The sequence below is a fragment of the Streptomyces sp. NPDC050738 genome (assembly GCF_040654175.1).
Classification (GTDB): Bacteria; Actinomycetota; Actinomycetes; order Streptomycetales; family Streptomycetaceae; genus Streptomyces.
Genome location: NZ_JBFAHN010000002.1, coordinates 242,064 through 267,944, shown reverse-complemented (window position 1 = coordinate 267,944; position 25,881 = coordinate 242,064). Strand labels below are relative to the sequence as shown.

At 69.8% G+C, this 25,881-nt stretch carries 21 protein-coding genes; 10 read left to right on the top strand and 11 right to left on the bottom strand.

The window, feature by feature from the left end:
* The 4 genes from AB0H78_RS05480 to AB0H78_RS05465 are packed head-to-tail and all read left to right on the top strand — an operon-like array spanning position 1 to position 3,844.
* Positions 1-1,269, top strand: a complete 1,269-nt coding sequence (locus AB0H78_RS05480; protein WP_363232927.1) for an extracellular solute-binding protein — start codon at positions 1-3, stop codon at positions 1,267-1,269.
* Entirely contained in the window at positions 1,266-2,198 is a 933-nt protein-coding gene (locus tag AB0H78_RS05475) for a sugar ABC transporter permease (RefSeq protein ID WP_363232926.1), read from the top strand. The genes AB0H78_RS05480 and AB0H78_RS05475 overlap by 4 nt, the downstream gene beginning before the upstream one ends.
* Entirely contained in the window at positions 2,195-3,109 is a 915-nt protein-coding gene (locus AB0H78_RS05470) for a carbohydrate ABC transporter permease (protein WP_363232925.1), read from the top strand. The genes AB0H78_RS05475 and AB0H78_RS05470 overlap by 4 nt, the downstream gene beginning before the upstream one ends.
* Before the next feature lie 12 nt (positions 3,110-3,121).
* The gene (locus AB0H78_RS05465) at positions 3,122-3,844 is read left to right on the top strand and encodes a hypothetical protein (RefSeq protein ID WP_363232924.1); all 723 of its coding nucleotides are present in this window, start codon (positions 3,122-3,124) and stop codon (positions 3,842-3,844) included.
* Here the strand turns inward: AB0H78_RS05465 and AB0H78_RS05460 are convergent.
* From AB0H78_RS05460 to AB0H78_RS05440, 5 genes are all read right to left on the bottom strand, one after another.
* Positions 3,795-5,228, bottom strand: a complete 1,434-nt coding sequence (locus tag AB0H78_RS05460; RefSeq protein WP_363232923.1) for an MFS transporter — start codon at positions 5,226-5,228, stop codon at positions 3,795-3,797. The genes AB0H78_RS05465 and AB0H78_RS05460 overlap by 50 nt on opposite strands.
* Positions 5,229-5,402: 174 nt before the next feature.
* On the bottom strand, positions 5,403-7,442 hold the full coding sequence (locus AB0H78_RS05455) for a beta-galactosidase (RefSeq protein WP_363232922.1): 2,040 nt from the start codon (positions 7,440-7,442) through the stop codon (positions 5,403-5,405).
* Positions 7,443-7,482: 40 nt separating this feature from the next.
* Complete coding sequence (locus tag AB0H78_RS05450) at positions 7,483-8,826, bottom strand: sugar ABC transporter substrate-binding protein (protein ID WP_363232921.1); 1,344 nt, start codon at positions 8,824-8,826, stop codon at positions 7,483-7,485.
* A gap of 69 nt (positions 8,827-8,895) precedes the next feature.
* Positions 8,896-9,846: a carbohydrate ABC transporter permease gene (locus tag AB0H78_RS05445; RefSeq protein WP_363232920.1), complete on the bottom strand. Its 951-nt coding sequence runs from the start codon at positions 9,844-9,846 to the stop codon at positions 8,896-8,898.
* Between the two features lie 5 nt (positions 9,847-9,851).
* Positions 9,852-10,778, bottom strand: a complete 927-nt coding sequence (locus tag AB0H78_RS05440) for a sugar ABC transporter permease (RefSeq protein ID WP_363232919.1) — start codon at positions 10,776-10,778, stop codon at positions 9,852-9,854.
* Between the two features lie 251 nt (positions 10,779-11,029).
* On the opposite strand from AB0H78_RS05440, the gene AB0H78_RS05435 reads away from it, so the two are divergent.
* Entirely contained in the window at positions 11,030-12,016 is a 987-nt protein-coding gene (locus tag AB0H78_RS05435) for a LacI family DNA-binding transcriptional regulator (protein WP_363233429.1), read from the top strand.
* Positions 12,017-12,025: 9 nt separating this feature from the next.
* On the opposite strand, the gene AB0H78_RS05430 is transcribed toward AB0H78_RS05435, so the two are convergent.
* Together AB0H78_RS05430 and AB0H78_RS05425 are read right to left on the bottom strand one after the other, a co-directional pair.
* Positions 12,026-12,847 (bottom strand): methyltransferase domain-containing protein, encoded by an 822-nt coding sequence (locus AB0H78_RS05430; RefSeq protein ID WP_363232918.1) that lies wholly within the window; start codon positions 12,845-12,847, stop codon positions 12,026-12,028.
* Between the two features lie 88 nt (positions 12,848-12,935).
* Entirely contained in the window at positions 12,936-13,328 is a 393-nt protein-coding gene (locus tag AB0H78_RS05425; RefSeq protein ID WP_363232917.1) for a nuclear transport factor 2 family protein, read from the bottom strand.
* Positions 13,329-13,399: 71 nt separating this feature from the next.
* Here AB0H78_RS05425 and AB0H78_RS05420 point away from each other — a divergent pair, with 71 nt between their 5' ends.
* Entirely contained in the window at positions 13,400-13,987 is a 588-nt protein-coding gene (locus AB0H78_RS05420; protein ID WP_363232916.1) for a PadR family transcriptional regulator, read from the top strand.
* Positions 13,988-14,036: 49 nt separating this feature from the next.
* On the opposite strand, the gene fusA is transcribed toward AB0H78_RS05420, so the two are convergent.
* Positions 14,037-16,094: an elongation factor G gene (gene fusA / locus AB0H78_RS05415; RefSeq protein ID WP_363232915.1), complete on the bottom strand. Its 2,058-nt coding sequence runs from the start codon at positions 16,092-16,094 to the stop codon at positions 14,037-14,039.
* Between the two features lie 428 nt (positions 16,095-16,522).
* Here fusA and AB0H78_RS05410 point away from each other — a divergent pair, with 428 nt between their 5' ends.
* Positions 16,523-17,455, top strand: coding sequence for a LysR family transcriptional regulator (locus AB0H78_RS05410; RefSeq protein ID WP_363232914.1), 933 nt, complete (start codon positions 16,523-16,525; stop codon positions 17,453-17,455).
* A 123-nt stretch (positions 17,456-17,578) separates the two neighbouring features.
* The gene (gene oxc / locus AB0H78_RS05405) at positions 17,579-19,339 is read left to right on the top strand and encodes an oxalyl-CoA decarboxylase (protein ID WP_363232913.1); all 1,761 of its coding nucleotides are present in this window, start codon (positions 17,579-17,581) and stop codon (positions 19,337-19,339) included.
* A 12-nt stretch (positions 19,340-19,351) separates the two neighbouring features.
* Here the strand turns inward: oxc and AB0H78_RS05400 are convergent, their stop codons facing one another.
* Positions 19,352-20,818, bottom strand: coding sequence for a membrane-associated oxidoreductase (locus AB0H78_RS05400; RefSeq protein WP_363233428.1), 1,467 nt, complete (start codon positions 20,816-20,818; stop codon positions 19,352-19,354).
* 126 nt (positions 20,819-20,944) lie between these two features.
* Between AB0H78_RS05400 and AB0H78_RS05395 the strand changes: the two genes are divergently transcribed.
* Both AB0H78_RS05395 and AB0H78_RS05390 read left to right on the top strand, forming a co-directional pair.
* Positions 20,945-22,591, top strand: coding sequence for a ubiquinol-cytochrome c reductase cytochrome b subunit (locus AB0H78_RS05395; RefSeq protein ID WP_363232912.1), 1,647 nt, complete (start codon positions 20,945-20,947; stop codon positions 22,589-22,591).
* Positions 22,588-23,793 (top strand): hypothetical protein, encoded by a 1,206-nt coding sequence (locus tag AB0H78_RS05390; RefSeq protein ID WP_363232911.1) that lies wholly within the window; start codon positions 22,588-22,590, stop codon positions 23,791-23,793. Before AB0H78_RS05395 ends, AB0H78_RS05390 begins: the two co-directional genes overlap by 4 nt.
* A 35-nt stretch (positions 23,794-23,828) precedes the next feature.
* Here the strand turns inward: AB0H78_RS05390 and AB0H78_RS05385 are convergent, their stop codons facing one another.
* Both AB0H78_RS05385 and AB0H78_RS05380 read right to left on the bottom strand, forming a co-directional pair.
* Positions 23,829-24,605, bottom strand: a complete 777-nt coding sequence (locus tag AB0H78_RS05385) for a hypothetical protein (protein ID WP_363232910.1) — start codon at positions 24,603-24,605, stop codon at positions 23,829-23,831.
* Entirely contained in the window at positions 24,605-25,873 is a 1,269-nt protein-coding gene (locus AB0H78_RS05380) for a VWA domain-containing protein (protein ID WP_363232909.1), read from the bottom strand. The genes AB0H78_RS05385 and AB0H78_RS05380 overlap by 1 nt, the downstream gene beginning before the upstream one ends.
* Positions 25,874-25,881 lie beyond the last annotated feature (8 nt).

The window sequence follows — 25,881 nt, the reverse complement described above, 5'->3', positions numbered from 1 at the left end:
ATGAGACTGAAGAAGAACCTTGCCGGCACAGCAACCCTGGCCGTGGCCGTGAGCCTGGTCCTCACCGGCTGCGACGCCAGCGGTACGAGCAACAGCGGCTCGTCCGACGGGAAGACCGTCGTCAAGCTCGCGCTCTGGAACTACGACAAGACCCCCGAGTTCAAAGCGCTGATCGACGGATTCGAGGCCCAGAACCCCGACATCGACATCCAGCCGGTCGACATCCTCGCCGACAACTACCCCGAGAAGATCACCACGATGCTGGCGGGCGGTGACACCACCGACATCCTCACCATGAAGAACGTCACCGACTACGCCCGCTACGCCACCCGCGGCCAGCTCAAGCCGCTCACCGACCAGGCCGCCAAGCTGGACCAGGCGTCGTACGCGGGGCTCAAGACCTTCGACATCAAGGGCCAGTACTACGCCCTGCCCTACCGCCAGGACTTCTGGGCCCTCTTCTACAACAAGGCACTGGTCGGCAAGACCGACATGTCCCATCTGACCTGGGCCCAGTACGAGCAGCTGGGCAAGCAGTTCACCAAGGGCTCAGGCGCCGACAAGGTCTACGGCACCTACCAGCACACCTGGCGCTCCGTGGTCCAGGCGATCGCCTCCGCGCAGACCGGCGGCGACCAGCTCGGCGGCGACTACGCCTTCATGAAGGACCAGTACACGATCGCGCTCGACCTGCAGAAGGCCAAGGCGGCCCTGCCGTTCTCCACCGCCTCCAGCCAGAACATCACCTACGACTCGCAGCTCACCACCGGCAAGGCGGCCATGGTCCCGATGGGCACCTGGTGGGCGGCCACGCTCCTCCAGGAGAAGGCGCAGGGCAAGAACCCCGTCGACTGGGGCATGGCGCCGATGCCGCAGGTCGACGACAACGGCAAGACGGTCACCTTCGGATCGCCGACCGCCTTCGCGGTCAACAAGAAGGCGCACAACGCCGATGCGGCACAGAAGTTCGTGACCTGGGCCGCCGGGCCCGGGGGCGCCGCCGCGATCGCGAAGATCGGTGTCGTCCCCGCGTACAGCAGCAGCAAGATCCTGGACACCTTCTTCTCCGTCAGCGGCATGCCGAACGACGCGGCGTCCCGCAAGGCCATGGAGCCGACGACGGTGCAGCTCGAAATGCCGGTCAGCGACAAGTCGTCCGACGTCGACCAGATCCTCAAGGAGGAGCACGAACTGGTGATGAGCGGCGAGAAGTCCATCGACGCGGGCATCAAGGAGATGGACCACCGCGTGAAGAGCGAAGTCAAGTGAGCAGTGCGGTCACCAAGTCGCCGCGGACCGGCTCCGCGGCGCACGGCGCCGCTGCACGGCGCAGGCGCCGACGCGTCACGCTGATCGGCTGGAGTTTCATCCTCCCCAATTTCCTGGGATTCGCGGCCCTCACCCTGGTCCCGATCATCGGTGCGTTCGCGATCTCCTTCACCGACTGGGACTCCTACAGCTCCCCGAACTGGGTGGGGTTCGCCAACTTCCGGCGCATGTGGGACGACGACAACTTCTGGGCCGCGCTGCAGAACACCTGCTACTACGCGGCCGGCCACATCCCCCTCACCCTGGGGGCGTCCCTGGGACTGGCCGTCCTGCTCAACCAGAAACTGCGCGGTGTCCGCATCCTGCGGACCGCGTTCTTCTTCCCGTACGTCACCTCGCTCGTGGCCGTCGCAGTGGTCTGGAACATGCTGCTCAGCCCCGAGACCGGCCCGGTCAACCAGTTCCTGCACTCCATCGGCATCGCCCACCCGCCCGGCTGGACCAGCTCCCAGGACTGGGCGATGCCCGCGCTGATCATGACCAGTGTGTGGCGGGACATGGGCTACTACATGGTGCTCTTCCTGGCCGGCCTGCAGACCGTCCCGGCCGAACTGTACGAAGCGGCGCGGGTGGACGGGGCCGGTCCCTGGAAGCGGTTCTGGCACGTCACCCTGCCGTGCCTGCGGCCCACGACCTTCTTCGTCCTGGTGATGCTCACGGTCTCCAGCTTCAAGATCTTCGACCTGGTGCAGGTCATGACCGAGGGCGGACCCGGCCGCTCCACCCTGGTGCTCTCGCAGCTGATCTTCCGCGAGGGCATCACCCAGGGGCGCTTCGGCTACTCCTCGGCGGTCTCCCTCGCGCTCTTCCTGATCTGCCTGGTGGTCACGGCAGTCCAGTTCCAGTGGCAGCGAAGGAGCGAGCGATGAACACCACTGTGCTGCGCAAGGACGGCGCAGGTACGACCGCGTCCCCGTCCTCGGGGCCCGCGCGGAGCCAGGTCCGCCCCGGGCGGGGCGTGGCGAGGACGGCAGGCCGGATCGCCCTCTATCTGATGCTGATCGCGGTGGCCTGCGCGGTGCTGCTGCCGTTCTTCTGGATGCTGATCTCGTCGGTCAAGGCCGACCGCGACGTGTTCACCGTGCCCATCCAGTGGATCCCCGAACAGTTCCAGTGGTCCAACTTCAGCAGTATCTGGACCCGGGTCCCGTTCGCCGCCTATCTGGGCAACTCGCTCTTCCTCAGCGTGGTGATCACCTTTCTCCAGGTGCTCACCGGGAGCTTCGCGGCCTACGGCTTCGCGAAGATCAGGTTCCCCGGCCGGGATCTGCTGTTCGCCGGGTACATCGCCACCATCGCGGTGCCCTGGCAGGCGTACATGATCCCGCAGTACGTCATCATGCAGAAGCTGGGCCTGGTGAACACCCACCTCTCCCTGATCCTGCTCCAGGCGTTCGGCGCGTTCGGTGTCTTTCTGATGCGCCAGTTCTATCTGACGATCCCCGACGAGATCAGCGAGGCGGCCCGCCTCGACGGGCTCAGCGAGTACGGCATCTGGGCACGGATCATCCTTCCGCTCTCCAAGCCGGCCCTCGCCAGCCTCGCGCTGCTGACCTTCGTGAACACCTGGAACGACTACATGGGCCCGTTCATCTATCTGACGGACAACAGCCTGTGGACCGTGCAGTTGGGCCTGCGCGCCTTCATCGGCCAGTACGACGCCGAGTACGCGATGATGATGACGGGTTCGGCCCTGTCCGTGCTGCCGATCCTGGTGATCTTCCTGTTCGGCCAGCGCTATTTCGTACGCGGCATCGCCACCACCGGCGTCAAGGGCTGAGGGGGCGAGGACATGAGCAGTGCACGCGCCTCCGCTCCCGCCCAGGGCGCACGGCTGCGGCTCAACGTCGCCCACAGCTCCTGGGAACTCATCTGGTCCCACGTCCAGCGCATCCTGATCGTCAATCTGGGGGTCGCGCTGGCCAACCTCCCGCTGCTGGCCGCGCTGCAGGTCTGGCATCAACCCTGGCGCCACCCCGTGCTGTTCGGGCCGCTGCTGCTCCTGCTCCCGGGCCCCTCCGTCGCTGCCGCCTTCGCCTTCTTCGCGGATACGGCAGAGGACGGGGACGCCCGCATGCGACGGTTCGGCCGCGCCTACCGACGGCTCTACGGACCTGCGCTAAGGGTCTCGGTGCCTTTCCTCCTGGTGGCGACCGCAGCCGTCACCGATGTCGTGGTGATGCGAACCACCCCTGTGGGCGCGGCACTTGTGCCGATGGCCGCGGTCCTCGCGCTCCTGATGGCACTCTCCTGGACCGTCGCCCTCGCCCACCGGGCGCAGAGCGACGACTCCGGGATGCGGATTTTCCTGCTCGCGCCCTACGCGGTGGTCAGGCACGGGCTGCTCGCCCTGATGAATCTCGTCCTGATGGCTGCGGCGCTGCTGCTCGTCAACCAGGCACCGCTGCTAGGTCTGGCCGTGCTGCCCGGCTGTGTGCTGTTCGTCGTATGGCGCAACTGCCGGTTCATGCTCGATGGGGGTCCGGGGCCTCTGCCTCCACAGGCTTCGGGATGAGGAGGGAGGCGCAGAGCGCCGCCACGATGAGGACGAGGCCGGTGATGACCCCTGCGCTGTAGCCGGCCACCGACGACGGCGAGGAGGGGGTGACGGCATCCATGGCCGCGTACAGGACGACGAAGCTGAGGCCGGCGCCCAGATTGAAGCAGCCCGCGTTCAGGCCGGGCAGGAAGCCGGGGTTCTCGCGGGGCGAGAGGACGATGCCCAGGCCGTTGAGCATGATGTTCGCGGTGCCCGCGTAGGTGACACCGAGCAGGATCGACACCGTCAGGAGCAGGCCGGGGGAGCCTGCGGACAGGGCGAGCAGGGCCAGTGCGGTGGCGAGTGCCGTGGCGACGAGGCCGATGCGCAGGATACGGCCGTACCCCATCGTCGAGGCCAGACGTCCGGCGACGGGCCCCATGGCGAGACCGGCCAGGGCGTAGGGCGTCAGGGTCCACCAGGTGGAGCCCTCCGCGCCGAGCCCGAGACCAGCCGTGGAGTCCTGGGCGAAGGCGGGGAGGAGGCCGTTCATGATGGCGAACACACCGGTCATGGTCAGCATCGTGCACAGCAGGATCGACCAGGTGGCACGGCGCTTGAGGAGACGTGTGGCGACCAGCGGCTGAGCCGTACGGGCCTCGATGCGCCAGAACACCCAGAAGGCGACGGCGGCGAGCACGGTCAGGCCGACGGCGAGCGACCAGTTCGCGTCGGCCAGTTTGCCGGCCTCGTTGAAGGCGATGAGCAGGGCGCCGACGGAGACGACGAGCACGGCCACACCCGGCCAGTCCATATGCGGCGTCTCCTCCGCCCGGGACTCACGGGCCAGGAAGTGGACGAGCAGGGTGGCGACGACCGCCACCACGGCCATCGTCCAGAAGATCGAGGCATAGCCGTGGTGGTCGGCCAGATAGCCGCCGACGAACGAGTCGATGCCCGCGATGCCGCCGTTGATCGCGGTGATGACGCCGAGCAGGGTGCCGTACCGCTTGGGGTCGGCGACCTCGACCCGCAGCATGATCAGGGCCAGCGGAATCGTCGGTCCCGATGCGCCCTGGATGACACGGCCGACCGCGAGGACCCCGACGGACGTGGCGAGGGCGGAGATCACACAGCCGACCGCCATCAGCGCCATCATCCCGGCCAGGACCTTTCGGCGGCCGATGAGATCGCCGAGGCGCGGCAGGAAGAGGGAGAAGAGCGCGGCGGCCGTGAAGAAGGCCGTCTGGGTGAAGCCGATCGTGGAGGAGCTGGTGTGCAGCTCGTCCGCCATGGTGGTCAGCGCGGGGCTGAGCATGCTCGCGTTGAGCTGGAAGGCGAAGCTCGCGGCGAGCAGGGCGGCCATCAGCGCGCCGATGCGGGCCGGGGGCCTGCTCCCGATGCTGGAGGTGACGCTCATGCGGGGGCTCCCCGGTGCGTGCGCGGACGACGGCCATGATCAGACCTCAGCGTCGGTCAGCGCGGGAACGGCGGCCACCCGGGCGGGCCGGTCGGGGCACCCCCGGACGCACGGCCGCCCGGCACGCGATGTCCTTCGCGTGCCGGGCGGCCTTCGGTCCTGGAGCGTCGCCGGTCAGTGGAGGGGCTGGCGCAGGACGGTCACGGATCCGGGCGCCACGGTGGGTGCGCTGCCCGTCAGGACGTCCCCGGACAGCTCGGGAAGCCCGACCGGAGCCTCGCTCCTGTTGATCAGGAAGAGATAGCGGTGGGTGTCGTCCCTGCGGACCACGGTCTCCACCAACCCCCGTGCGGATGCCGGGAGTTCGCTGACCACCTCGGCCGGGGCGAGGAGCTTGGGCAGCAGTGCGGTGAGGCCTTCGGCGCCCAGCCGGGTGGAGACGTACGAGGCCGAGCCGGAGCCCGTGGTGCGGCGGGTGACCGCAGGGAGGTCCGCGTACAGGCCGGTGCTGTAGCGGGCGAGGACCTCGACGTCAGGTCCGGTCCGGGTGATTCGGTCGCTCCACAGGGTGCCGGACGTGCCGTCGTCGAGGGCGACGCTCTCACCGTCGGGCAGCGGGCCGAACTCCTCGATGCGGATGCCGAGGAGATCGCGCACGGCGCCGGGATAGCCGCCGAGCCAGATGTGGTCGTTCTCGTCGACGACCCCGGAGAAGTACGTGGTGACCAGGTGGCCGCCGCCCTCGGCGTAGCGCGTCAGATCCTTGGCGAGGGCCGCGGGCACCACGTGCAGGACGGGCGCGATCACGACGTCGTACGCGGAGAGGTCGCCGGCGTGGCGGGTGACGACATCGCAGCGGATGCCGAGGGCGAGGAGGGCGGAGTACCAGTCCAGGGCTTCCTGGTGGTAGTCCAGCAGGGAGGTGGGGTGGGAGTCCTGCTCGGAGGCCCACCGGGAGTCCCAGTCGAAGAGGATCGCCACCCGGGCCTGCTCGCGGACCGACCCGGCGATGGGCGCCAACGCATCGAGTGTGGCGCCGAGTTCGACGACAGCGCGGAAGAGGTCGCTGTCCCGGCCCGCGTGCGGGACCATCGCCGAGTGGTACTTCTCGGCGCCCGCGGCCGACTGGCGCCACTGGAAGAAGCAGACCGCGTCCGCGCCGTGCGCGACATGCGTCAGCGAGTCGCCGGCGAGTTCCCCCGCGCGCTTGGGGGTGTTGACGGGCTGCCAGTTGACGGCGCTCGTCGAGTGCTCCATCAGGAACCAGGGGCGGTGGCCCGCGATGCCGCTCGTGAGGTTGGCGGAGAAGGACAGCTCGTCGCGGTCCTGGGGGCCGGGGACGACGTAATGGTCGTTGGCGACGAAGTCGACCAGGCCCGAATCGGCCCAGTCGGCGTAGTCCATGCCCTTGGTGCCCGGCATGACCATGAAGTTGGTGGTGACGGGCGTCTGCGGGGTGAGCTCGCGCAGAAGCTCCCGCTCGGCGCGCAGATGGTCCTTGAGCGCGTCCGAGGAGAAGCGCTTGAAGTCCAGCTGCTGCGTCGGATTGGGGTGCGATGCGGCCAGGCGGGGCGGCAGGATCTGCTCCCAGTCGCTGTACCTCTGGGACCAGAAGGCCGTACCCCAGGCGTGGTTGAGCGCATCGAGGGTGGTGTAGCGGGTGCGCAGCCAGCCGCGGAAGGCGCGGGCCGCGTCGTCGGAGAAGTCGTAGACGTTGTGGCAGCCGAGCTCGTTGTTGACGTGCCAGGCGACGAGCGCCGGGTGGTTGCCGTACCGGGTCGCCAACTCCCGTACCAGACGCAGCGCGTGGGTACGGAACACCGGCGACGTGGGCCGCCAGTGCTGCCGTGCCCCCGGCGACAGCGTCTCGCCGGAGGCGGTCACCGGCAGGATCTCCGGGTGCGCTGCGGTGAGCCAGGGCGGCGGGGACGCGGTGGCGGTGGCCAGGTCGACGCCTATGCCGCCCGCGTGCAGCAGGTCCATGATCTCGTCGAGCCAGCCGAAGTCCCAGCTGTCCGCGTCCGGCTGGAGTCTGGCCCAGGAGAAGATCGCGAGGGAGACGGTGTTCACCCCGGCCTCGCGCATCAGCAGGACGTCCTCCTCCCACACCTCCCGCGGCCACTGCTCGGGGTTGTAGTCCGCGCCGTAGCCGAGCCTTCGGCTGCCGTCGCTGCCCGCCGGATACGGGAAACGGGAGGTGAGAGGGGAGGTCATGCAGGTCCTTCCAAGAGCGAACAGGGGGAGCCGGGGCGGGTTACTTCTGGATGGTGAAGCCCTGCTCCGAGCCGTACTTGACCGAGGCGTCCTGCCAGGACTTGAGGCTGTCGGTCAGCTTGGTGCCGGAGATGTAGGCCTTGCCGACGGTGTCGTTGAAGATCGAGTTGGCGTAGACCTGGAAGGGGAGGTACTTCCAGTCGGTGGGCACGTTCTTCGCGGACTCGGCGAAGATCTGGTTGGCCTTCTGGCCGCCGAAGTACGGGAATTCGGTGTTCTGGAACTCCGTGGAGTTCAGGTCCTTCGTCGTCGCGGGGAACGCGCCGTTCTTGATACGGGTCTGCACACCGGCGCCGGAGTCGGCGTACTCCGTGAAGGCGTACGCCAGTTCCCTGTTCTTGCCCAGCGTGGGCAGTGCGAGCGAGCTGCCGCCGTTCTCGGCGGAGGCGGTCTCGCCCTTGGTCCACTGCGGCAGCGGGGCCGCGCGCCAGTCGCCCGACGCGCCCTTCACGCCGGAGACGAAGTTGGCGGGCATCCAGGCACCGGTGGGGAGCGTGGCGATCGTGCCGTCGGCCAGGCCCTTGTACCAGTCGTCGCTCCAGCCCGAGACGGGCGCGACGAGCTTCTCGTCGATGAGCTTCTGCCAGGTGTCCGTGTACTTCTTGGCACCCGCGTCGGAGAAGTCGATGCCGACCTTCGTCCCGTCGACCTTGTACGGGTGCGAACCCGCCTGCCACAGCAGGCTGGTGGTCAGGCCGGCGTCACCCATGTCACTGGTGATGTACGCCTTCGGGTCCGCCTTGTGGAGCGTGCGGGCCGCGTCGAGGTACTCGTCCCAGGTCGTCGGTACGGCGATCTTGTACTTGTCGAAGACCTTCTTGTTGTAGAAGAGCGCCATGGGGCCCGAGTCCATGGGCAGGCCGTAGATGCCGTCGCCCGCCTTCACGGAGTTCCACGGGCCGGGCGAGAAGGTGGAGGCCAGCTTGTCGGCGCCGTACGGCTTGAGGTCGCTCACGTCCTTGGTGAGCGCGTACTGGCTGAGCGCGTAGTACTCGATCTGCGCGACGTCGGGGACGCCCTTCTTCGCGGAGATGGCGTTCTGCAGCGCCTTGTACTGGTCGTTGCCCGTGCCCGCGTTGACGAGCTTGATGTGGACCTTCGGGTACTTCTTCTCGAAGTCGGCGGCGACCTGCTTCAGCGTGGGCTCCCAGGCCCACACCGTCACGGTGCCGCCCTTCTTCAGCGCGGCCTGGACGTCGGCCGCACCGACCTGCTTGTTGCTGGAGGTGTCGTCGTCGGAGCCGCCGCAGGCGGTCGCCCCCAGGGCGAGGACGGAGAGGATGCCTACGCCGCGCAGCAGGCGGCCGGTGGTGTTCTTGGGCATGGCGATGCTTCCACTTCTTCGTGGTCGGGCCCGGAATGGGATGGGTGAGGGTGAACTGCCGTACGGGGACTACTCCTTGACGCTTCCGGCGGCGAGGCCGGACTGCCAGTACTTCTGGAGCAGCAGGAAGGCGGCGATCAGCGGCACGATGGTGATGAGCGAGCCGGTGATGACCAGGTTGAAGACGGCCTCGCCACCGGCGGTGGCCGCCTGTTTGTTCCAGGCGTCGAGGCCGAGGGTCAGCGGGTACCAGTCGGGGTCCTTGAGCATGATCAGCGGCAGGAAGTAGTTGTTCCAGGTCGCGACCGTGGTGAAGAGGAGGACGGTGACCGTACCGGGCGCGAGCAGCGGCAGGGCGACCTGGAAGAAGGTGCGCAGCTCGCTCGCGCCGTCGATCCGGGCGGCCTCCATCAGCTCGGTGGGGATCGCCTCGCTGGCGAAGACCCACATCAGATACAGGCCGAACGGCGATATCAGCGACGGGATGATGACCGCCCACGGGGTGTCGGTCAGTCCGATCTTGCTGAACATCAGGAAGGTGGGGACCGCGAGTGCCGTGGTGGGCACCGCGACCGCGCCGATGACGACCGCGAACACGGCGCGCCTGCCGGGGAACTTGAACTTGGCGAGCGCGTATCCGCCGAGTACGGCGAGGAAGGTCGCACCGCCCGCGCCCACCACCACGTACATCAGGGTGTTGAGCAGCCAGCGCAGGAAGACGCCGTCCTGGTACGTGAAGGTCTCGGTGATGTTGTCCCAGAGCGCGAAGTCGCTGTCGAACCACAGGCCGAACGAACGCGCCAGGCCCCCCTGGGTCTTGGTGGCGCTGATCAGCAGCCACACCAGGGGAAGCACGCTGTAGAGCAGGACGACGCCGGTGAGCACGGTGAGCAGGATGCTGCGCTTCGGCCGTCCTGGACGGTGGCGGCGGCGCGGTGTTCGCAGGCGAGGGGCGGCGGACCTGAGGCGTACCGCGGGCCGTGCGTTTTCGGTGGTGGCGGTGGTGGTGGGTACGGTCATGGCGCTCACGCTTCCTTGCGCATGCCGCGCAGCTGGACCACGTAGGCGACGACCATGGTGATCACGCCCATGACGATGGCGACCGTCGCGGAGTAGTTGTGCTGCTGGCCCGAGAAGGACAGCGAGTAGGTGTAGTAGTTCGGGGTGTAGTCGGTGGTGATCGCGTTCGGTGCGAGCTTCTGCAGAATCGCGGGCTCGTTGAAGAGCTGGAAGCTGCCGATGATCGAGAAGATCGTGGCGATGACGAGGGCGCCGCGGATCGCCGGCAGCTTGACCGCCGAGATGACGCGCCACTGGCCCGCGCCGTCGATCTCCGCGGCCTCGTAGAGGGACTGCGGGATGACGCGCAGCGCGGAGTAGAAGATCAGCATGTTGTAGCCGACGAACTCCCAGGTGACGATGTTGCCGATCGACGCCAGGACGAGGTCGGGGGAGAGCGGGTTGGGCAGCTGGGTGCCCAGTGCGTCGTTGATGTCGCCGACCAGGCCGAAGCGGGTTCCGTACATGAAGCCCCACATGAGGGAGGCGACGACGGCGGGGACCGCGTAGGGGAGGAAGACGGAGATCCGGAAGAAGTCCTTGCCGTACAGCCGGCCGCTGTCCAGCGCGAGCGCGACGAGCAGGGCGATGCCCAGCATGATCGGGACCTGGACGGCGAGGAAGAGTCCGACGCGCAGGACGCCGTCCCAGAACTGGCCGTCCTGGAGAGCCTGTTGGTAGTTGTCCAGGCCGACGAAGGTGGTGCCGCCGATGAGCTGGGTCCTGAAGAGGCTGAGATAGACCGAGTACGCGAGGGGCGCCAGGAACACCAGGACGAAGACGAGGACGAACGGGCCGATGAACCCCCATCCCGCCCATGAGCGGCGCGCACGTCGCGCCGGTGGTTCGACCGGGTGCCGGACTGCGGCGGCCGGCGGTTGGAGCGTCGTCATCTGGGGTCCCTCACTCGAACTGCTCTCGCGGGTGATGCCCTTTGTGTTTACGCAAACATTTCTGCGTGCATGCAGGTGGCAGCTGTTATGTTTACGTAAACATGCGGTGTCGGCATGTCTACACTGCGCTGGTGGCGAGGGTCAAGGGTCAGGAAGAGGCACGGGTGGACACAACGGACGGCGGAGCGGCGGAAGCCGGTGTCGGAGAGCAGGTGAAGGCCCGTGGCCGGCGCCGCTCGCAGAGCGCCTCCATGGCGGACGTCGCACAGCTCGCCGGGGTCTCGTCCCAGACGGTCTCCCGGGTGTCGAACGGCTTCCCCGGGGTCAACGAGGAGACGCGCAGTCAGGTCCTCGCCGCGATGAAGGAGCTCGGCTACCGGCCCAACAGTGCGGCGCGCGCCCTCAAGCGGGGCGAGTTCCGCACCATCGGCGTCATCACCTTCTCCCTCTCCAGTACGGGAAACGTCCGCACCCTGGAGGGGATCGCGACCGCCGCCGCACAGGAGGGCTACGCGGTCACCCTGCTCCCCGTCGCCGTCCCCACCCAGGACGAGGTGCGCGGCGCGTTCTCCCGCCTCGGTGAACTGGCCGTCGACGCCGTCATCGTCATCATGGAGGTCCACCTCCTCGACGCGGTCAGGCTCCAACTGCCCCCGCACGTCAAGGTGGTGGTCGTGGACTCCGACGCGGGCGACCGCTACACCGTCGTCGACACCGACCAGGCGGGAGGGGCGCGCGCGGCCGTCCAGTACCTCCTGGGCCTCGGTCACCGTACGGTCCGCCACCTCGCGGGCCCCGAGGAGTCGTACGCCGCGGAACGCAGGACCGCCGCCTGGCGTGCGGTGCTCACCGAGTCGGGATGCGAGGTCCCGCAGCCCGTGCGCGGCGACTGGTCCGCGGAGTCCGGCTACCGCGCGGGCCTGGTCCTCGCCGAACAGGCCGACTGCACCGCGGTGTTCGCCGCCAATGACCAGATGGCGCTCGGCCTGCTGCGCGCGCTGCACGAGCGCGGCCGCAGAGTCCCCGAGGACGTCTCCGTCATCGGCTTCGACGACATTCCCGAGTCCGGCTCCTTCCTGCCCCCGCTGACCACGGTGCACCAGGACTTCGCCGAGGTCGGCCGCCTCTGTGTCGAGGGGGCGCTGAGCCAGGTCAGAGAGAGCGGGACGGCGCGCGGCACGACGCTGGTGGAGACACGTCTGGTCGTACGGGGGAGCACGGCGGCGCCCGCCGGATGAGCGGGGCGATCACGCCGAGGTTTCGCTCCATGCCCCGATCATCAGCGGACTGATCAGCAGCCCGTCCTGGTCGAGGAGTTCCGCGCGGAGGCGGTCGGTGAGCGTCGCCGGGCCGACTTCCTCGCGGGTGGCGATCCCCAGGCGCTCCAGGAGGGGGAGTATGCCGATGACGACGTTGGCCCAGCCGAATACCGACGCGTCCGGGCCGCTCTCGACGGTTGCCTCCAGGCGCAGTTGGGGCGCGGGCAGCCCGGCATCGCGGTAGACGTCGTGCAGGGCGAGTCCCATGCGCGGCGCGGCGCCCGCCTTCTCCAGAGCCGTGTGGAACCAGCCGCGGCACTGCTCCCACAGCGGGCTGCTCACCGTCGACCAGACGTACGACAGGTCGGCCTCCTGCATACAGACCGGGGCCCCGGTGGAGGTCCGCGCGGCGGCCTCGCGCAGTGCGGCCGCCGGGTCGGGCAGATACATCAGGACCAGCCGTCCGACGACCGCGTCGAATCCCGGCTCCACTCCCTCGAGGGTCTGTACGTCGCCCTGGCGGAACTCCACCTGGCCGAATCCGGCGTCCTCGGCGTACCGCTGTGCGAGGGCGACGCCCCCGGGGTCGCGTTCGATCCCCACGACCGAGCCCTTGGGGCCGACGATCTCCGCTGCGAGGAGCGAGACGCTCCCCGCGCCGCTGCCCAGATCGAGGACGCGCATCCCCGGGGCGAGCCCCGCGTCGAGGAGCAGTCTGCGGGTGAACGGCTCGAACACCCTGGCCTGGGCGAGCAGCCGCTCATGTTCGGCGGCCCGGTCCTCGAAGGCATACGCGCGGTTCTCGTTCACGGCGGTCTCCCGGCGGATCGGCGGGGCGCATGGAGGTGTACCCGCCATCCTGGACGGTGACCGCCGGGGTGTCGATGGCCCGGTCGGGTCAGGCTCCGGCAGCCTCGCGGGCGATCTGCTCGAACTGCGCTCCCATGGCGGCGGACAGCGCCTGGGCGGCCGACAGGGGGCGGACCATGACGGTGAAGTCGTCGATGAGGCCGTCCTCGTCCAGGTGGAGGAAGTCGCAGCCGTTGATCTCGCGTTCGCCCACGCGGGCCACGAAGACGAGAGCCTGGTCGCGGCCGTCGGCGCTGACGATCTCCCGTACGTAACGGAAGTCCTCGAAGACGCGGGTGACCCCGCGCAGGATGGCCGCGGTCATGGGCTTGCCGGGATACGGCTTGAAGGCGACCGGGCTGGTGAAGACGACGTTCTCCGCCAGGAGGGCTTCGATCGCGGCGTGGTCGTTCGCTTCCACGGCCTTGCGGAAGGGGAGCATGGTCGGCACCTCATGGTCAATTTGTTGAATAGGTGCGGGTGACAGTAATCGCATCGATGTACGGTGTCCATGTGTCCCTGAAATACGCGGTGCTCGGCGCGCTCCTGGAGGGCGAGGCCTCCGGCTACGACCTGGCGAAGATCTTCGACGTCTCCGTGTCCAACTTCTGGGCGGCGACGCCCCAGCAGCTCTACCGCGAACTGGACCGGCTGGCCGCGGACGGGCTCGTCGAGGCGCGGGTCGTGCCCCAGGAACGCCGGCCGAACAAGCGGATGTTCACGCTCTCCGAGAGCGGCCGGGCGGACATGGCGGCGTTCACCGCCAAGGAGCCCAGACCCACGGCGACCCGCGACGAGCTGATGGTGAAGGTGCAGGCGCTGGACGTCGGTGACGTCGACGCCGTACGCGGCCACATCGAGGAGCGCATGGACTGGGCGCACGGGAAGCTCGCCCGCTATGAACGGGTGCGGCTCCATCTTCTCGGAGGCCTGGGCGAGGAGGAGTTCCTGAGGGACAGCGACCGTATCGGGCCGTATCTGACGCTGATGCGCGGCATCTCCTTCGAGGAGGAGAACCTGCGCTGGGCGCGGCGGACGCTGGAGATCCTCGAACGCCGCACCGCGGAGCGCGTCAGACCTTCCGCGCCGAGCCCGACGTGAGCCGCCGTGGCCCGCGAGGTGCGCGGGCCACGGCGGCCGTCGGCCGCGGCTATCGGGCCGTCGGTGCCTCAGGCACTCCGGCCGGTACGGGTGCGTAACCCGTCGGCCGGGTGGTGAAGGTCCCGCGGCCCTGGGAGCGGCCGCGGAGCCGGGAGGCGTAGCCGAACAGTTCGGCCAGCGGGACCGTGGCGGTGACCACCGCCGTCGCGCCCCGTACCGCCGAGTCCGTGACCCGGCCGCGGCGGGCGGCCAGGTCACCGAGGACCGAGCCCACGGCGTCGTCGGGCACGGTGACCGTCACCTCGGCCACCGGTTCCAGGAGCACCATGGTGCCCGCCCGCAGAGCCTCGCGGAGCGCGAGCCGGCCCGCCGTGCGGAACGCCAGGTCGGAGGAGTCCTTGGTGTGGGTCGCACCGTCCGTCAGGACGACCCGCACCCCGGTCACCGGATGCCCGCCGAGCGGTCCCTCCGCCAGCGCGTCCCGGCAGCCGGCCTCCACCGCGCGCACGAACTCGCGCGGCACCCGGCCTCCGGCCACCGTCGACGTGAAGGCGAAGTGCCCCTCGTCGTACGGCAGGACCTCGAGGACGATGTGGGCGAACTGCCCTGCCCCGCCGTCCTGTTTGACATGCCGGTACACGAGATCCGACACACCCCGTACCACCGTCTCCCGGTACGACACACGCGGCCGGCCGACCCGGACGTCCAGCGTGTGCGTACTGCGGAGTTTCTCCACCGCGACCTCCAGATGGAGTTCGCCCATGCCCGAGAGCAGGGTCTGGCCCGTCTCGGGGTCGGTCCGCGCACGGAGCGACGGGTCCTCCTCGGTGAGGCGGGCCAGTGCGCCGGCCAGCCGGCCGGTGTCCGTGCCACGGACCGCCTCGACGGCGACCGAGACGACGGGATCGGGTACGGAAGGCGGCTCCAGGAGCAGCGGTGCCCCGGGCGCGCACAGCGTCGCGCCCGAACGCGCGGCCTTCACCCCGGCCACGGCGACGATGTCCCCGGCGACCGCCAGCTCCGCCTCCGCGTGCCGGTCGGCCTGTACCCGCACGATCCGCCCGATGCGCTCGGTGCGGCCCGCTCCCGTGTCCAGCACGAGGTCCCCCTTTCTCATCGTTCCCGCGTAGACCCGCAGATAGGTGAGCCGGCCTGTCGCCGTCGCCGCGACCTTGAAGACGAGTGCGGCGAAGGGCTCCGCCGGGTCGGCGGCGGCCCGGCCGGGCACCGGCGGTACGTCCAGCGGCGAGGGCAGGTACGCCGTCACCGCGTCGAGCAGCGGTTCGATCCCGCGGTTGCGGTACGCCGAACCGCACAGCACCACCACGCCGCCGCTGTCCGCGTCGAGTGTGATCGCACGAAGTGCGGCGGCGAGCGTCGCGTCGCTGAGCGCGGAGTCGTGGACGTACTCCTCCAGGGCCCGGGCGTGCAGCCCGGCCACGGCCTCGTCCAGCACCGCACGCCGCTGCCGCGCCTGCGTCAACAGCCCTTCGGGCACCGGTCCTTCGGCGTACGTACCGTCGCCGTCCCAGGTCAGCAGCCGCATCCGGACCAGATCCACGACGGCCGTGAACCCGGACTCCCGTCCGACCGGCAGCTGCACCACCAGCGGCACGGTGCCGAGCCGGGCGCGGATCGAGGCCACCGCCGTGTCGAGGTCGGCGCCCATCCGGTCCAGCTTGTTGACGAAGGCGATGCGCGGCACCCCGTACCGGTCGGCCTGGCGCCAGACCGACTCGGACTGCGGCTCCACCCCGGCGACCGCGTCGAACACCGCGACCGCGCCGTCGAGCACGCGCAGCGCGCGCTCCACCTCGTCGGCGAAGTCGACGTGTCCTGGAGTGTCGATCAGATTGATCCGGTGCCCGTCCCAGTCGCAGCTGACCGCAGCCGCGGAGATGGTGATCCCGCGGTCGCGTTCCTGCGGATCGAAGTCGGTGACGGTCGTGCCGTCGTGGACCTCGCCGAGCCGGTGGATCGCGCCGGTCAGGAACAGGAAGCGCTCGGTGACGGTGGTCTTGCCCGCGTCGACATGGGCGAGGATGCCCAGGTTCCTGACGGTGGACAGGGGGAGGAGACGGGTGTGGGTGGGGACATGGGTGCGCACGGCCGGCGCCTTTCGGGTCGGGCGGTAAGAACTCAGGGCGGCGCGATACGAGGACGAGGGGACACGCGACAAGAAGGCTCGCCGGTGTCAGGTGTTCGTCGCGGGATCCGGTGACGGCCGCGCAGCGGTCACCAGGTGCGCGGAGACACCGGGATCACGTCGTAACGCGTCCGGGGAGCGGTGGCGGTGGTGCTGTCGCCGAGGCGTCGCATGACCGGTGCTCCCTTCGCATCTCCCGTACGGCCACGGCCTGTTCGGCCCGTGGCAGGCGCGGCCGACCCTGGTGGCGGTGCGCAGGACGAGCGTAGTGATCCTTGCGCGGCGGTGCACCGTATTTTTCCCGGCGCCGGACCATCGATCGACACATCGCGGATCTGTAGGATCAGCCGCAGGTCAGCGGGGGTGCCGGGGGCAGGGAGGAGTTGCCAGTGCTGTTTCGTCAGCTCGAGTACTTCGTGGCCGTGGCCCGGGAGCGGCACTTCGCCCGGGCGGCCGAGTCCTGTTACGTCTCCCAGCCCGCGCTCTCCGCCGCGATCGCCAAGCTCGAGCGCGAGCTCAATGTCACGCTGATCAACCGGGGGCACAACTACGAGGGCCTCACCCCCGAGGGCGAGCGGCTCGTCGTATGGGCCAAACGGATCCTGGCCGAACAGGACGCGTTCAAGGCCGAAGTGGCCGCCGTGCAGTCGGGCATCACCGGCACCCTGCGGCTGGGGACCGAACCCACCGCCTCCACCACCCTGGCGCTCCCCGTAGGGGCCTTCTGTTCGGCGCATCCGCTGGCCAAGGTGCAGGTGCGCTCGCGTCTGTCGACCAAGGAACTGCTGCGCCAGATAGCCGAGTTCGAGCTGGACGCCGTCATCGCCCACATCGCCCCCGGCGACCAGGAGGGGTTGGTGGTGACGCCGCTCTACGAGGAGCGGTACATGCTGCTGGTCTCGGGAGACCAGCTCATGCCGCCGACCCACACCATGACCTGGGCCGATGCCGCCCAGCTGCCGCTCGCGCTGCTGACCCCCGACATGAGGATCCGCCAGCTCATCGACGAGGTGTTCGCGAAGATCGGCGTCGTGGTGACCCCGCAGGTGGAGACGGACTCGATCGCCTCCCTCTACGCGCATGTGGGCGTCGGCGAGTGGGCGAGCATCGTGCCGCACTCGTGGCTGCAGGCGATGCCCGTCATCGGCAGGACCCGGGCGGTACGGCTGGTCGAACCCGACGCCCGCGCACAGGTGTCGGTGGCCATCCACGCGGCCACCCCCGGGTCGGTCGCCGCACGGGCCTTCGTGAACGCGGCCACGGGGCTCGCGCTCGACGAGTTCTTCGACCGGCCGCTGGCCGCCGAGCACCGGGTGCGGTAGCGCGACCACTCGATAGACGCTGTTTATCGGCTGGTCGCGAATAGGTCTTGGACGCGGGCGCGCCCACTCCCGAGAGTGTGAGGAGTAGCCGCAGGCAGGACTGCCCAAGGAGGACCTCGGACCATGACAGCCCCAACTGTCCCCGCCGCGAAGGACATCGCGGCGGCCACCGAAACACAGGCCGAGCTCACCGACGGGTACCACCTGGTCGTCGACGCACTCAAACTCAACGACATCGACACGATCTACGGGGTGGTCGGCATCCCGATCACCGACCTGGCGCGCCTCGCCCAGGCCCAGGGCATCCGCTACATCGGTTTCCGGCACGAGAGCAACGCCGGGCATGCGGCCGCGGCGGCGGGATACCTGAACAAGAAGCCGGGCGTGGCCCTGACCGTCTCGGCGCCCGGATTCCTCAACGGCCTGGTCGCGCTGGCGAACGCGACGACCAACTGTTTCCCGATGGTGCAGATCTCGGGCTCCAGCGAGCGCCACCTCGTCGACCTCAAGCAGGGCGACTACGAGGAGATGGACCAGCTCGCCGCCGCCCAGCCCTTCGTCAAGGCCGCCTACCGCGTGAGCCGCGTCGAGGACATCGGCAGGGGCATCGCCCGCGCGCTGCGCACCGCGATATCCGGCCGCCCCGGCGGCGTCTACCTCGACATCCCCGCCGCCGTGCTCGGCTCCGTCCTGGACGCGGAGGACGGCGCCAGGACGCTGAGCCGGCTGGTCGACCCCGCCCCGCGCCAACTGCCCGCGCCCGAGGCGGTGGACCGGGCGATCGAGCTCCTGGCAGGCGCCGAGCGGCCGCTGGTGGTGCTCGGGAAGGGTGCCGCGTACGCGCAGGCGGACGAGAAGATCCGCAGCTTCGTGGAGTCCACCGGCATTCCGTACGTACCGATGTCGATGGCCAAGGGCCTGCTGCCCGACGACCACCCGCAGTCCGCGGCCGCCGCCCGTTCGCTGGCGCTGAAGAAGGCCGACGTGGTGATGCTCGTCGGCGCCCGGCTGAACTGGCTGCTCAACCACGGGCAGGCGCCCTCGTGGAACCCGGATGCGAAGTTCGTCCAGGTGGACATCGAGCCCCGGGAGATCGACAGCAACCAGCCGATCGCCGCCCCCCTCGTCGGTGACATCGAGTCGGTGCTCGACGCGATCGCCGAGCGGACCAAGCCCGGCCAGATCGCGACGCCCGCGGCCTGGACGGAGGAACTGGCGGCCCGTACGGCGCAGAACGCGGCCAAGATGGCCAAGCGCCTGGAGGCGGACCCGAGCCCGATGCAGTTCATGGGCGCGCTGAAGGCCGTACGCGACGTGATCCGCGAGCGCCCCGAGACATACCTCGTCAACGAGGGCGCCAACGCACTGGACATCGCCCGCAACGTCATCGACATGCAGGTGCCGCGCCACCGCCTCGACAGCGGCACCTGGGGGGTCATGGGTATCGGCATGGGGTACGCGATCGCCGCCGCCGTCGAGAGCGGGGCGCCTGTCGTGGCCGTCGAGGGCGACAGCGCCTTCGGGTTCAGCGGCATGGAGCTGGAGACGATCTGCCGCTACCAGCTCCCCGTCGTCACCGTGATCATGAACAACGGTGGTGTCTACCGGGGCGACGACGTCAACCCGCTGACCAGCGACCCCTCGCCGACCACCCTGATGACCGCGGCGCGCCACGACCGGATGATCGAGGCGTTCGGCGGCAAGGGCTACCGCGCGACCACACCCGCCGAGGTCACCGCCGCGCTCACCGAGGCGCTGGCATCGGGTGATCCCGCGCTCATCGACTGCGTGATCGACCCCTCGGCCGGCACCGAGAGCGGCCACATCGCCCACCTCAACCCGAAGGGGATCACCGGCGGCAACATCACCGCGGCGAAGAAGTGAGAGCCGGCGCCGTCACTGGCGGCTGACGGCGCGGGTGATCCCGGCGATGATCGTCGTCGCCAGGATCCAGCCGGTGACGATGAGCAGGTACGAGAGCGCCTGCAGCCACCCGACCGGGGTGTAGGCGCGTTCCTGCCCGAAGTCGATGATCGGCAGCAGCAGGTCGAGGGTGTAGAACAGCGGGCTGAAGGCCGGGGCCTCGCCGGCCTTCAGCGGCTGCGGGTGGTGCAGGGCGTAGGCGACGGTTCCGGCGAGCAGCAGGGAGAAGAGCCAGACGGCGGCGCGGACGGGCCGGAATCCGTAGCCGACGGTGACGTCCTGCAGCTTCCCCCAGAGCCGGCCGTGCCAGGCGAGCGTGGAGCGGCGCCGGCGCTGCTTGGCCAGCTGTACGGTCCGGGCCGCGTGGTCGTCGCCGATCCTGCGGTAGGCGGCGCTCAACTGCTCGTAGGCGTACGGGACATAGCCGCCCGCGTCGCGTTCGAGGAGGGGAAGCCTGCGCTCGGCGGGTTCGTGAGGTGAGAGCGTCGTGTAGGAGAGTCCGTCGAGACGGACCGCCTCGGGCCAGACGTCGGGTGCGACGTGCAGGACATCGATCTGGGCGCGGCGCAGATTGACCAGCCCCTCGACGGGCGCGGCTTCCCGCAGCCACAGTTCGCCGATGACGGTGGCGCTGGCCCGCAGCGCCATGCCGCCCGGGTTGGCGAGCGTGGCGTACGCGAGGTTCAGCTGGCCCGGGATGCGCGCGCCGCGCAGATTCATCAGGCCCTCGACGGTGAACCGCATGCCGCGCACATCAGCGCCGACGGTGAGATTCTCCGCGTGGAGTGCGGTGCGGCCCGGATGGTGCAGGCGGGCGTCGTCCAGATTGACCGTACCGGCGACCTGGGTGCCCAGGAGTCGCACCTGTCCGTGGGACACCAGACCGACGGCCCAGATGTCCGCGTCGAGCACCGCGTGGTTCAACTGCAGTGCAGGAGCCTCCTGTTGACCGGCGTCGCCGATCTCGGCGTCGTCGAGGAACAGTGCCCCGGCGATCCTCGCACCGCCCAGTTCCACCGCCCCCGATACACGGCAGCCCGTCATGCGCAGCACTCCGTCGATGCGCACGGTGGCGGCGTTCAGGGCAGGCAGGTGCGAGCCGCCCAGTTCGAGCTGGCGCAGCTGCGCCCCGTACAGCGACAGGCTCTCTTCGAAGTGGCACCGGCCCAGATGGACCGGGGGCTCGATGGCGGCGTACGCCAGATGCAGGCGCCCCACGATGCGCGCACCCGTGAGCCACAGTCCGGCGGTGCTGCCGTCCACCCGGTCGCCGGACAGCAGGAGCCAGCGCAGCACCGACGCGCGGACCGTCCGGTCCTCGCCCCAGCTGTGACCGAGCGCGGTCTCCTCCTCCGGGTCCTGCCGCAGGTCCAGGGACTCGCCGTGCAGGAAGGCGTCCCGGACGCGTCGCTCGACCGGCGTCAGATCGGTGATCTCCATCGACGGGACGATGTCGTGCCCGGCCACGCGGTGTCAACATCCCTCAGGCGAACACCTGGACGCGCCAAGGCCGTTGGCTGCGGCGGAGCGACGTGGGACTCTGGTAGCCGCCTGAGGGGGAGTCGCATGAGCGGACGAATCGAGCGCACCCAGCCCAGTGGAAGGCCTGAACCGCCGGGCAAGGGCGAGAAGTTGGCCGACTGGGCGGACAGCAGGATCGGCCTCCGTCAGATCGCCAAGGCCAATATGCGCAAGATCTTTCCGGACCACTGGTCCTTCATGCTGGGCGAGATCTGCCTCTACAGCTTCATCGTCCTGATCCTCACCGGGGTCTATCTCACCCTCTTCTTCGACCCGAGCAGCGCGGAAGTCGTCTACGACGGCTCGTACGCACCCCTCAACGGCGTCCGGATGACCCGGGCCTTCGAGTCCACCGTCGACATCAGCATGGATGTACGCGGCGGGCTGCTCATCCGGCAGATCCACCACTGGGCCGCGCTGATCTTCGTCGCCGGGATGCTCGTGCACATGATGCGGGTGTTCTTCACCGGCGCCTTCCGCAAGCCGCGCGAGGTCAACTGGCTTTTCGGCTGGACCCTGTTGATGCTCGGCCTGATCACCGGTCTCACCGGCTACTCGCTCCCCGACGACCTGCTGTCCGGCACCGGCATCCGTTTCGCGCAGGGGGCGATCCTCTCGGTCCCGGTGGTCGGGACGTACCTCTCCTTCTTCCTCTTCGGCGGAGAGTTTCCGGGGCACGACATCATCCCGCGGCTCTATCCCGTCCACGTGCTGTTGCTGCCGGGAATCATGCTGGGCCTGGTCGTCGCCCACCTGATCCTGGTCTTCTACCACAAGCACACCCAGTTCGCCGGGCCCGGACGGACCGAGCGGAACGTGGTGGGAGCGCCCTTCCTGCCCATCTACGTCGCCAAGGCCGGCGGCATGTTCTTCCTGGTCTTCGGGGTGCTGGCGGTGATGGGCGCGGTCGCCTCCATCAACCCGGTCTGGCTGATGGGCCCCTACCGCCCCGACTATGTCTCCACGGGAGCCCAGCCCGACTGGTATCTGGGGTTCTCCGAGGGGCTGATCCGGGTGATGCCGGGATGGGAGATCAACGCCTGGGGTCACACCCTGCAGTTGGGGGTCTTCATTCCCTTCTCGCTCTTCCCGTTGATCATGGCGGTGATCGCGGTCTATCCGTTCATCGAAGCCTGGGTGACCGGCGACCGGCGCGAACACCACATCGCGGAACGCCCGCGCAACGCCCCGACCCGCACCGGGCTCGGCGTCGCCTGGCTCGCCCTGTACGCGGTGCTGCTGATCGGCGGCGGCAACGACCTGTGGGCCACGCGCTTCCATCTCTCGATCAACTCGATCACCTGGTTCGTGCGGATCTCCTTCTTCCTCGTCCCGGTGGTGGCCTTCGTCGTCACCCGCCGGTTCTGCCTGGGGCTGCAACACCGTGACCGCGATCTGGCGCTGCACGGACGGGAGAGCGGGACCCTCAAGCGGCTGCCGCACGGGGAGTTCGTGGAGGTCCACGAGCCGCTCACCCAGGCGCAGTTGCACAAGCTGACCGCACACGAGCAGCACCGCCCCTTCGAGGTCGGACCACTGGTCGACGCCAACGGGGTCAAGCGCACGCCCAGGCGTTCCGACCGCTTGCGGGCGAGGCTCGCCCACGCCATGTACGGTCCGGGTACCCACGTGCCCAAGGCCACGGCCGAGGAGTACAAGGAGCTCAACAGCGGCGGAGAGAAGCACCATTGACGCACAGCGGACGGGGCATCGTCTGGCACGCGGGCGAGCAGCCGCTCGGGGAGTGGATCCAGTGGGTACGCGAATGTCTGGTCGGCGACTCGCGGTTCACCGTCGTCGGCGAGGTGCGGTGGGAGGACCAGCCGTACGGCAGGGAACTGCACACCGGGCTCGATGCCGCCGCGCTCGCCGAGGTGTTCGGCGGGGCAGGGATCGCATCACTGTACGTCTCCACGACGCCGGGCGCCGAACTCTCCTCTCCGACCGTGGAGATCATGCCGGTGCCCGCAGCCGGTCAGCAGGGCCCGCCGCTGCTGCGGGCCCGGGCCACCCCCTCGGGCCGCGTACGGCTGGCCGCTCCCGTACTCAGCGGAGCCGACCTCGACCGATGGCTGAGGCAGCTCTCCCCGCTGCTGCCGGAGCCGGTCCCGGTGCGTGAGGGCTCCACCGAACCGTTCGCGCGCCCTCTGGCCACGGGGCTGCTCTGTCGACCCGACCACCTCATGGTCTGCCTGGACACCCTGGAGACCCGGGTGCGCCCCTTCGGCAACCCCTCTTCGGTGGTCTCGCTGATCTCGACGGCGGAGCGTATTGCCCAGGACACGGCCCTGCTGCGCCACCCCTGTGTCACGGAACCCCGGCCGGTCCCCGCCGTGAGTGATCTCGCCGATGTGCTGGCCGGGCTGGAGAGCGTCTGGAGACCCGGCGGTCCGCACGTGGACTCGCCCTTCACCGGTCTCGGGTGGTGGGCCGGTGCGCACCCACTGCCTTCGGGCAGCCGCATCGAGGTGGTGCGGATCGAGCACGGCCGGGCCAGGCTGAGGATGTCGCGCAAGGGCAGATCCGGGATCGACGCGACCGGGCCCGTGGCCGAACTCTCCACCTGGGCGCGGCCGTTGCTCGACCAGGCCGTCCACGACGACGCGTATGCGGGCCTGCGGCGCCCTCTCGCCCGCTGGCTGGAGCAGCTGGAGCGGGCCGTGTTCGGTACGGGCGTTGTACGGTGGCGCGTCTCCGGACTTCCGCCCGGCGAGGTGGGGCCCGCGCTGCTCGACGCCCCCGCACTGGCCCAGTGGCTGCATGTGCGCTTCCCCCGCGCGCGGGTCCACGTGGAACACCTGTCCGAGGAGAAGGCCGAACTCGGCGGGCTGCGCATCGACAACGGCAGGGTGCTGGTCGTGGCGCGGCGGGCGGGAGAGGGGAAGCGCCGGTAGGCGCCGGCCGCCTCCCCTCCGTTCCGCTCTGGGGCTCAGCTGCGCGCGGGCCGCCCCGCGCCGCGGGTGAGCGTGTAGCCGCCGATCGCGGCCAGCGCGCCCAGGACGCCACCGCCCACCGTCCACAGCCAGCGGTCCGTCCACCAGCCCGACGACCAGCCGTCGTCCGATGGGGCGGCGGCGGTCGCGGCGGTGGCGGTCCCGGTCACCAGCGGGGCGGCCAGGGTCCCGTCGACCGCATGGGCGCCGCCCGCGTCCGCCGATGTCGCCTCGACCTCGGCGTGCACGGGCAGGCCCTGGTCCTCCTCGGGCAGGGCGGTGACGGTCAGGCGTACGTAATAGCTGCCGGGCAGCGGGTCGTTGGCCCAGGGCTCGGACCAGGCACGGACCGTACGCAGGGTGCACTTGACCTCGACCGACGCGGCATCGGCCGCGGCGGTGCGGGTCTGGCTGCCGTGGGTGCAGGCCTGGCGGCGGCGCAGCCCGTCGTAGACGTCGACCTGCCAGGTGGACGCGCCGTGCCGGGTTGCCGCCTCGGGGAGCTTCACCGTGGCCCGGACCGTGGCCCGCTCACCGGCGTCGGCGGGGAACACCCAGTACAGGTAGTCGCCGGTCGACGCGTCGGCCGTGCCCGCCTCGTCCTGCCGCAGGACCGTCGCCGTACGGAAGGAGGTGCCGGCCTGCGTCGGCGCGGCGGCGTCCCCGCTCGCCGAGGGGCTCGGTGAGGGGGAGTCGGCCACGGCGGGTCCGGCGGTGGTGAGCAGGGCCGCCGCGGTCAGTGCCGCAGCCGCCAGCATCTTTGTCGTACGCATCAGTTGCTCCTCCATACGGCCACGCGCCAGCGCGAGATCCAGCCCCACAGCACACCCGCGACGAAGCCGGTGAGCACCAGGGCGCCCAGCAGCCACCAGCCGCGGCCGAGCCCGAAGGCGGCCACGTCGGAGGCCGCGTCGGGCGACTTCACCAGGTCCACGGTCAGTTCGACGGGCAGGCCGGGCGTGGTCTTGACCGAAGCAGCGGCCGAGAAGGAGTTGCTGACCTGCAGACAGACGGTCTCCGGCTTCGGCTCGGTGTCGTCGTCGTCCTGCGGGGCCTTGGGGTAGCGCAGACCGGAGGAGATCACATCGGTTCTGCCCGTTCCCGACTGCTCCCCGCGTACGATCTCCCGCCCGCTGAGGGTCACCGCCCGCAACAGCACTCCGTAGTCCGGGCCGACGGCGCGGTCGGCCGCGACGCTCACCGAGGCGCGCAGCTCCTGTCCGGGCAGCACGTCCACCCGGTACCAGCGGTGCTCGGAGAACTTCTCGCGGTCGGTGTACAGACCGGCCTTGAGCTGCGGCGCGTCCGTGCACTGCGCCGCACCCGCCGTTGCCACGGGGACGGCCACCGGATCGGCGGCACGGTCCACCAACTGCGTGACCCTGCCGGTGAGTTCGTCGGTGTGCTGCACCGAGGAGTACGTACCGCCGGTCGCCTCCGCGATGCAGGTCAGCTGCTTGCGGATCTTGGCGTCGGGGACCAGGCCGAGCGTGTCGACGACCAGATGGGTGCCCTGCGCGGCGATGGAACGCGCCACCTCGCACGGGTCGAGCGGCGCGCAGGTGTCCTCGCCGTCGGTGATGAGCACGATGCGTCGCGTCGCGTCACCGCCCTTGAGGTCGTCCGCCGCCTTGAGCAGGGCGGGCCCGATCGGCGTCCAGCCCGTGGGGGCGAGGGTGGCCACGGCGGTCTTCGCCTCGGTGCGGTCGAGCGGGCCGACCGGATAGAGCTGCGCGGTGTCCTTGCAGCCGGTCTTGCGGTCGTTTCCCGGGTAATCGGCACCCAGCGTGCGGATGCCGAGCTGGACGTCGGACGGGACCGCGTCGAGCACCTCGTTGAACGCCTGCTTGGCGGCGGTCATCCGGGACTGGCCGTCGATGTCGCGCGTCCGCATCGAACCGCTGACGTCGAGCACGAGATCGACCTTGGGGGACGGCTTGGCGTCCGGTCCGTCGGCTGCGGCCCCCGTGGGGGAGAAGCCGACGGCCAGGGCGGCGAGCAGCGCGCACACCCCGGCGGCCAGCCGTTTGCTTATGATCATCGCCGGAT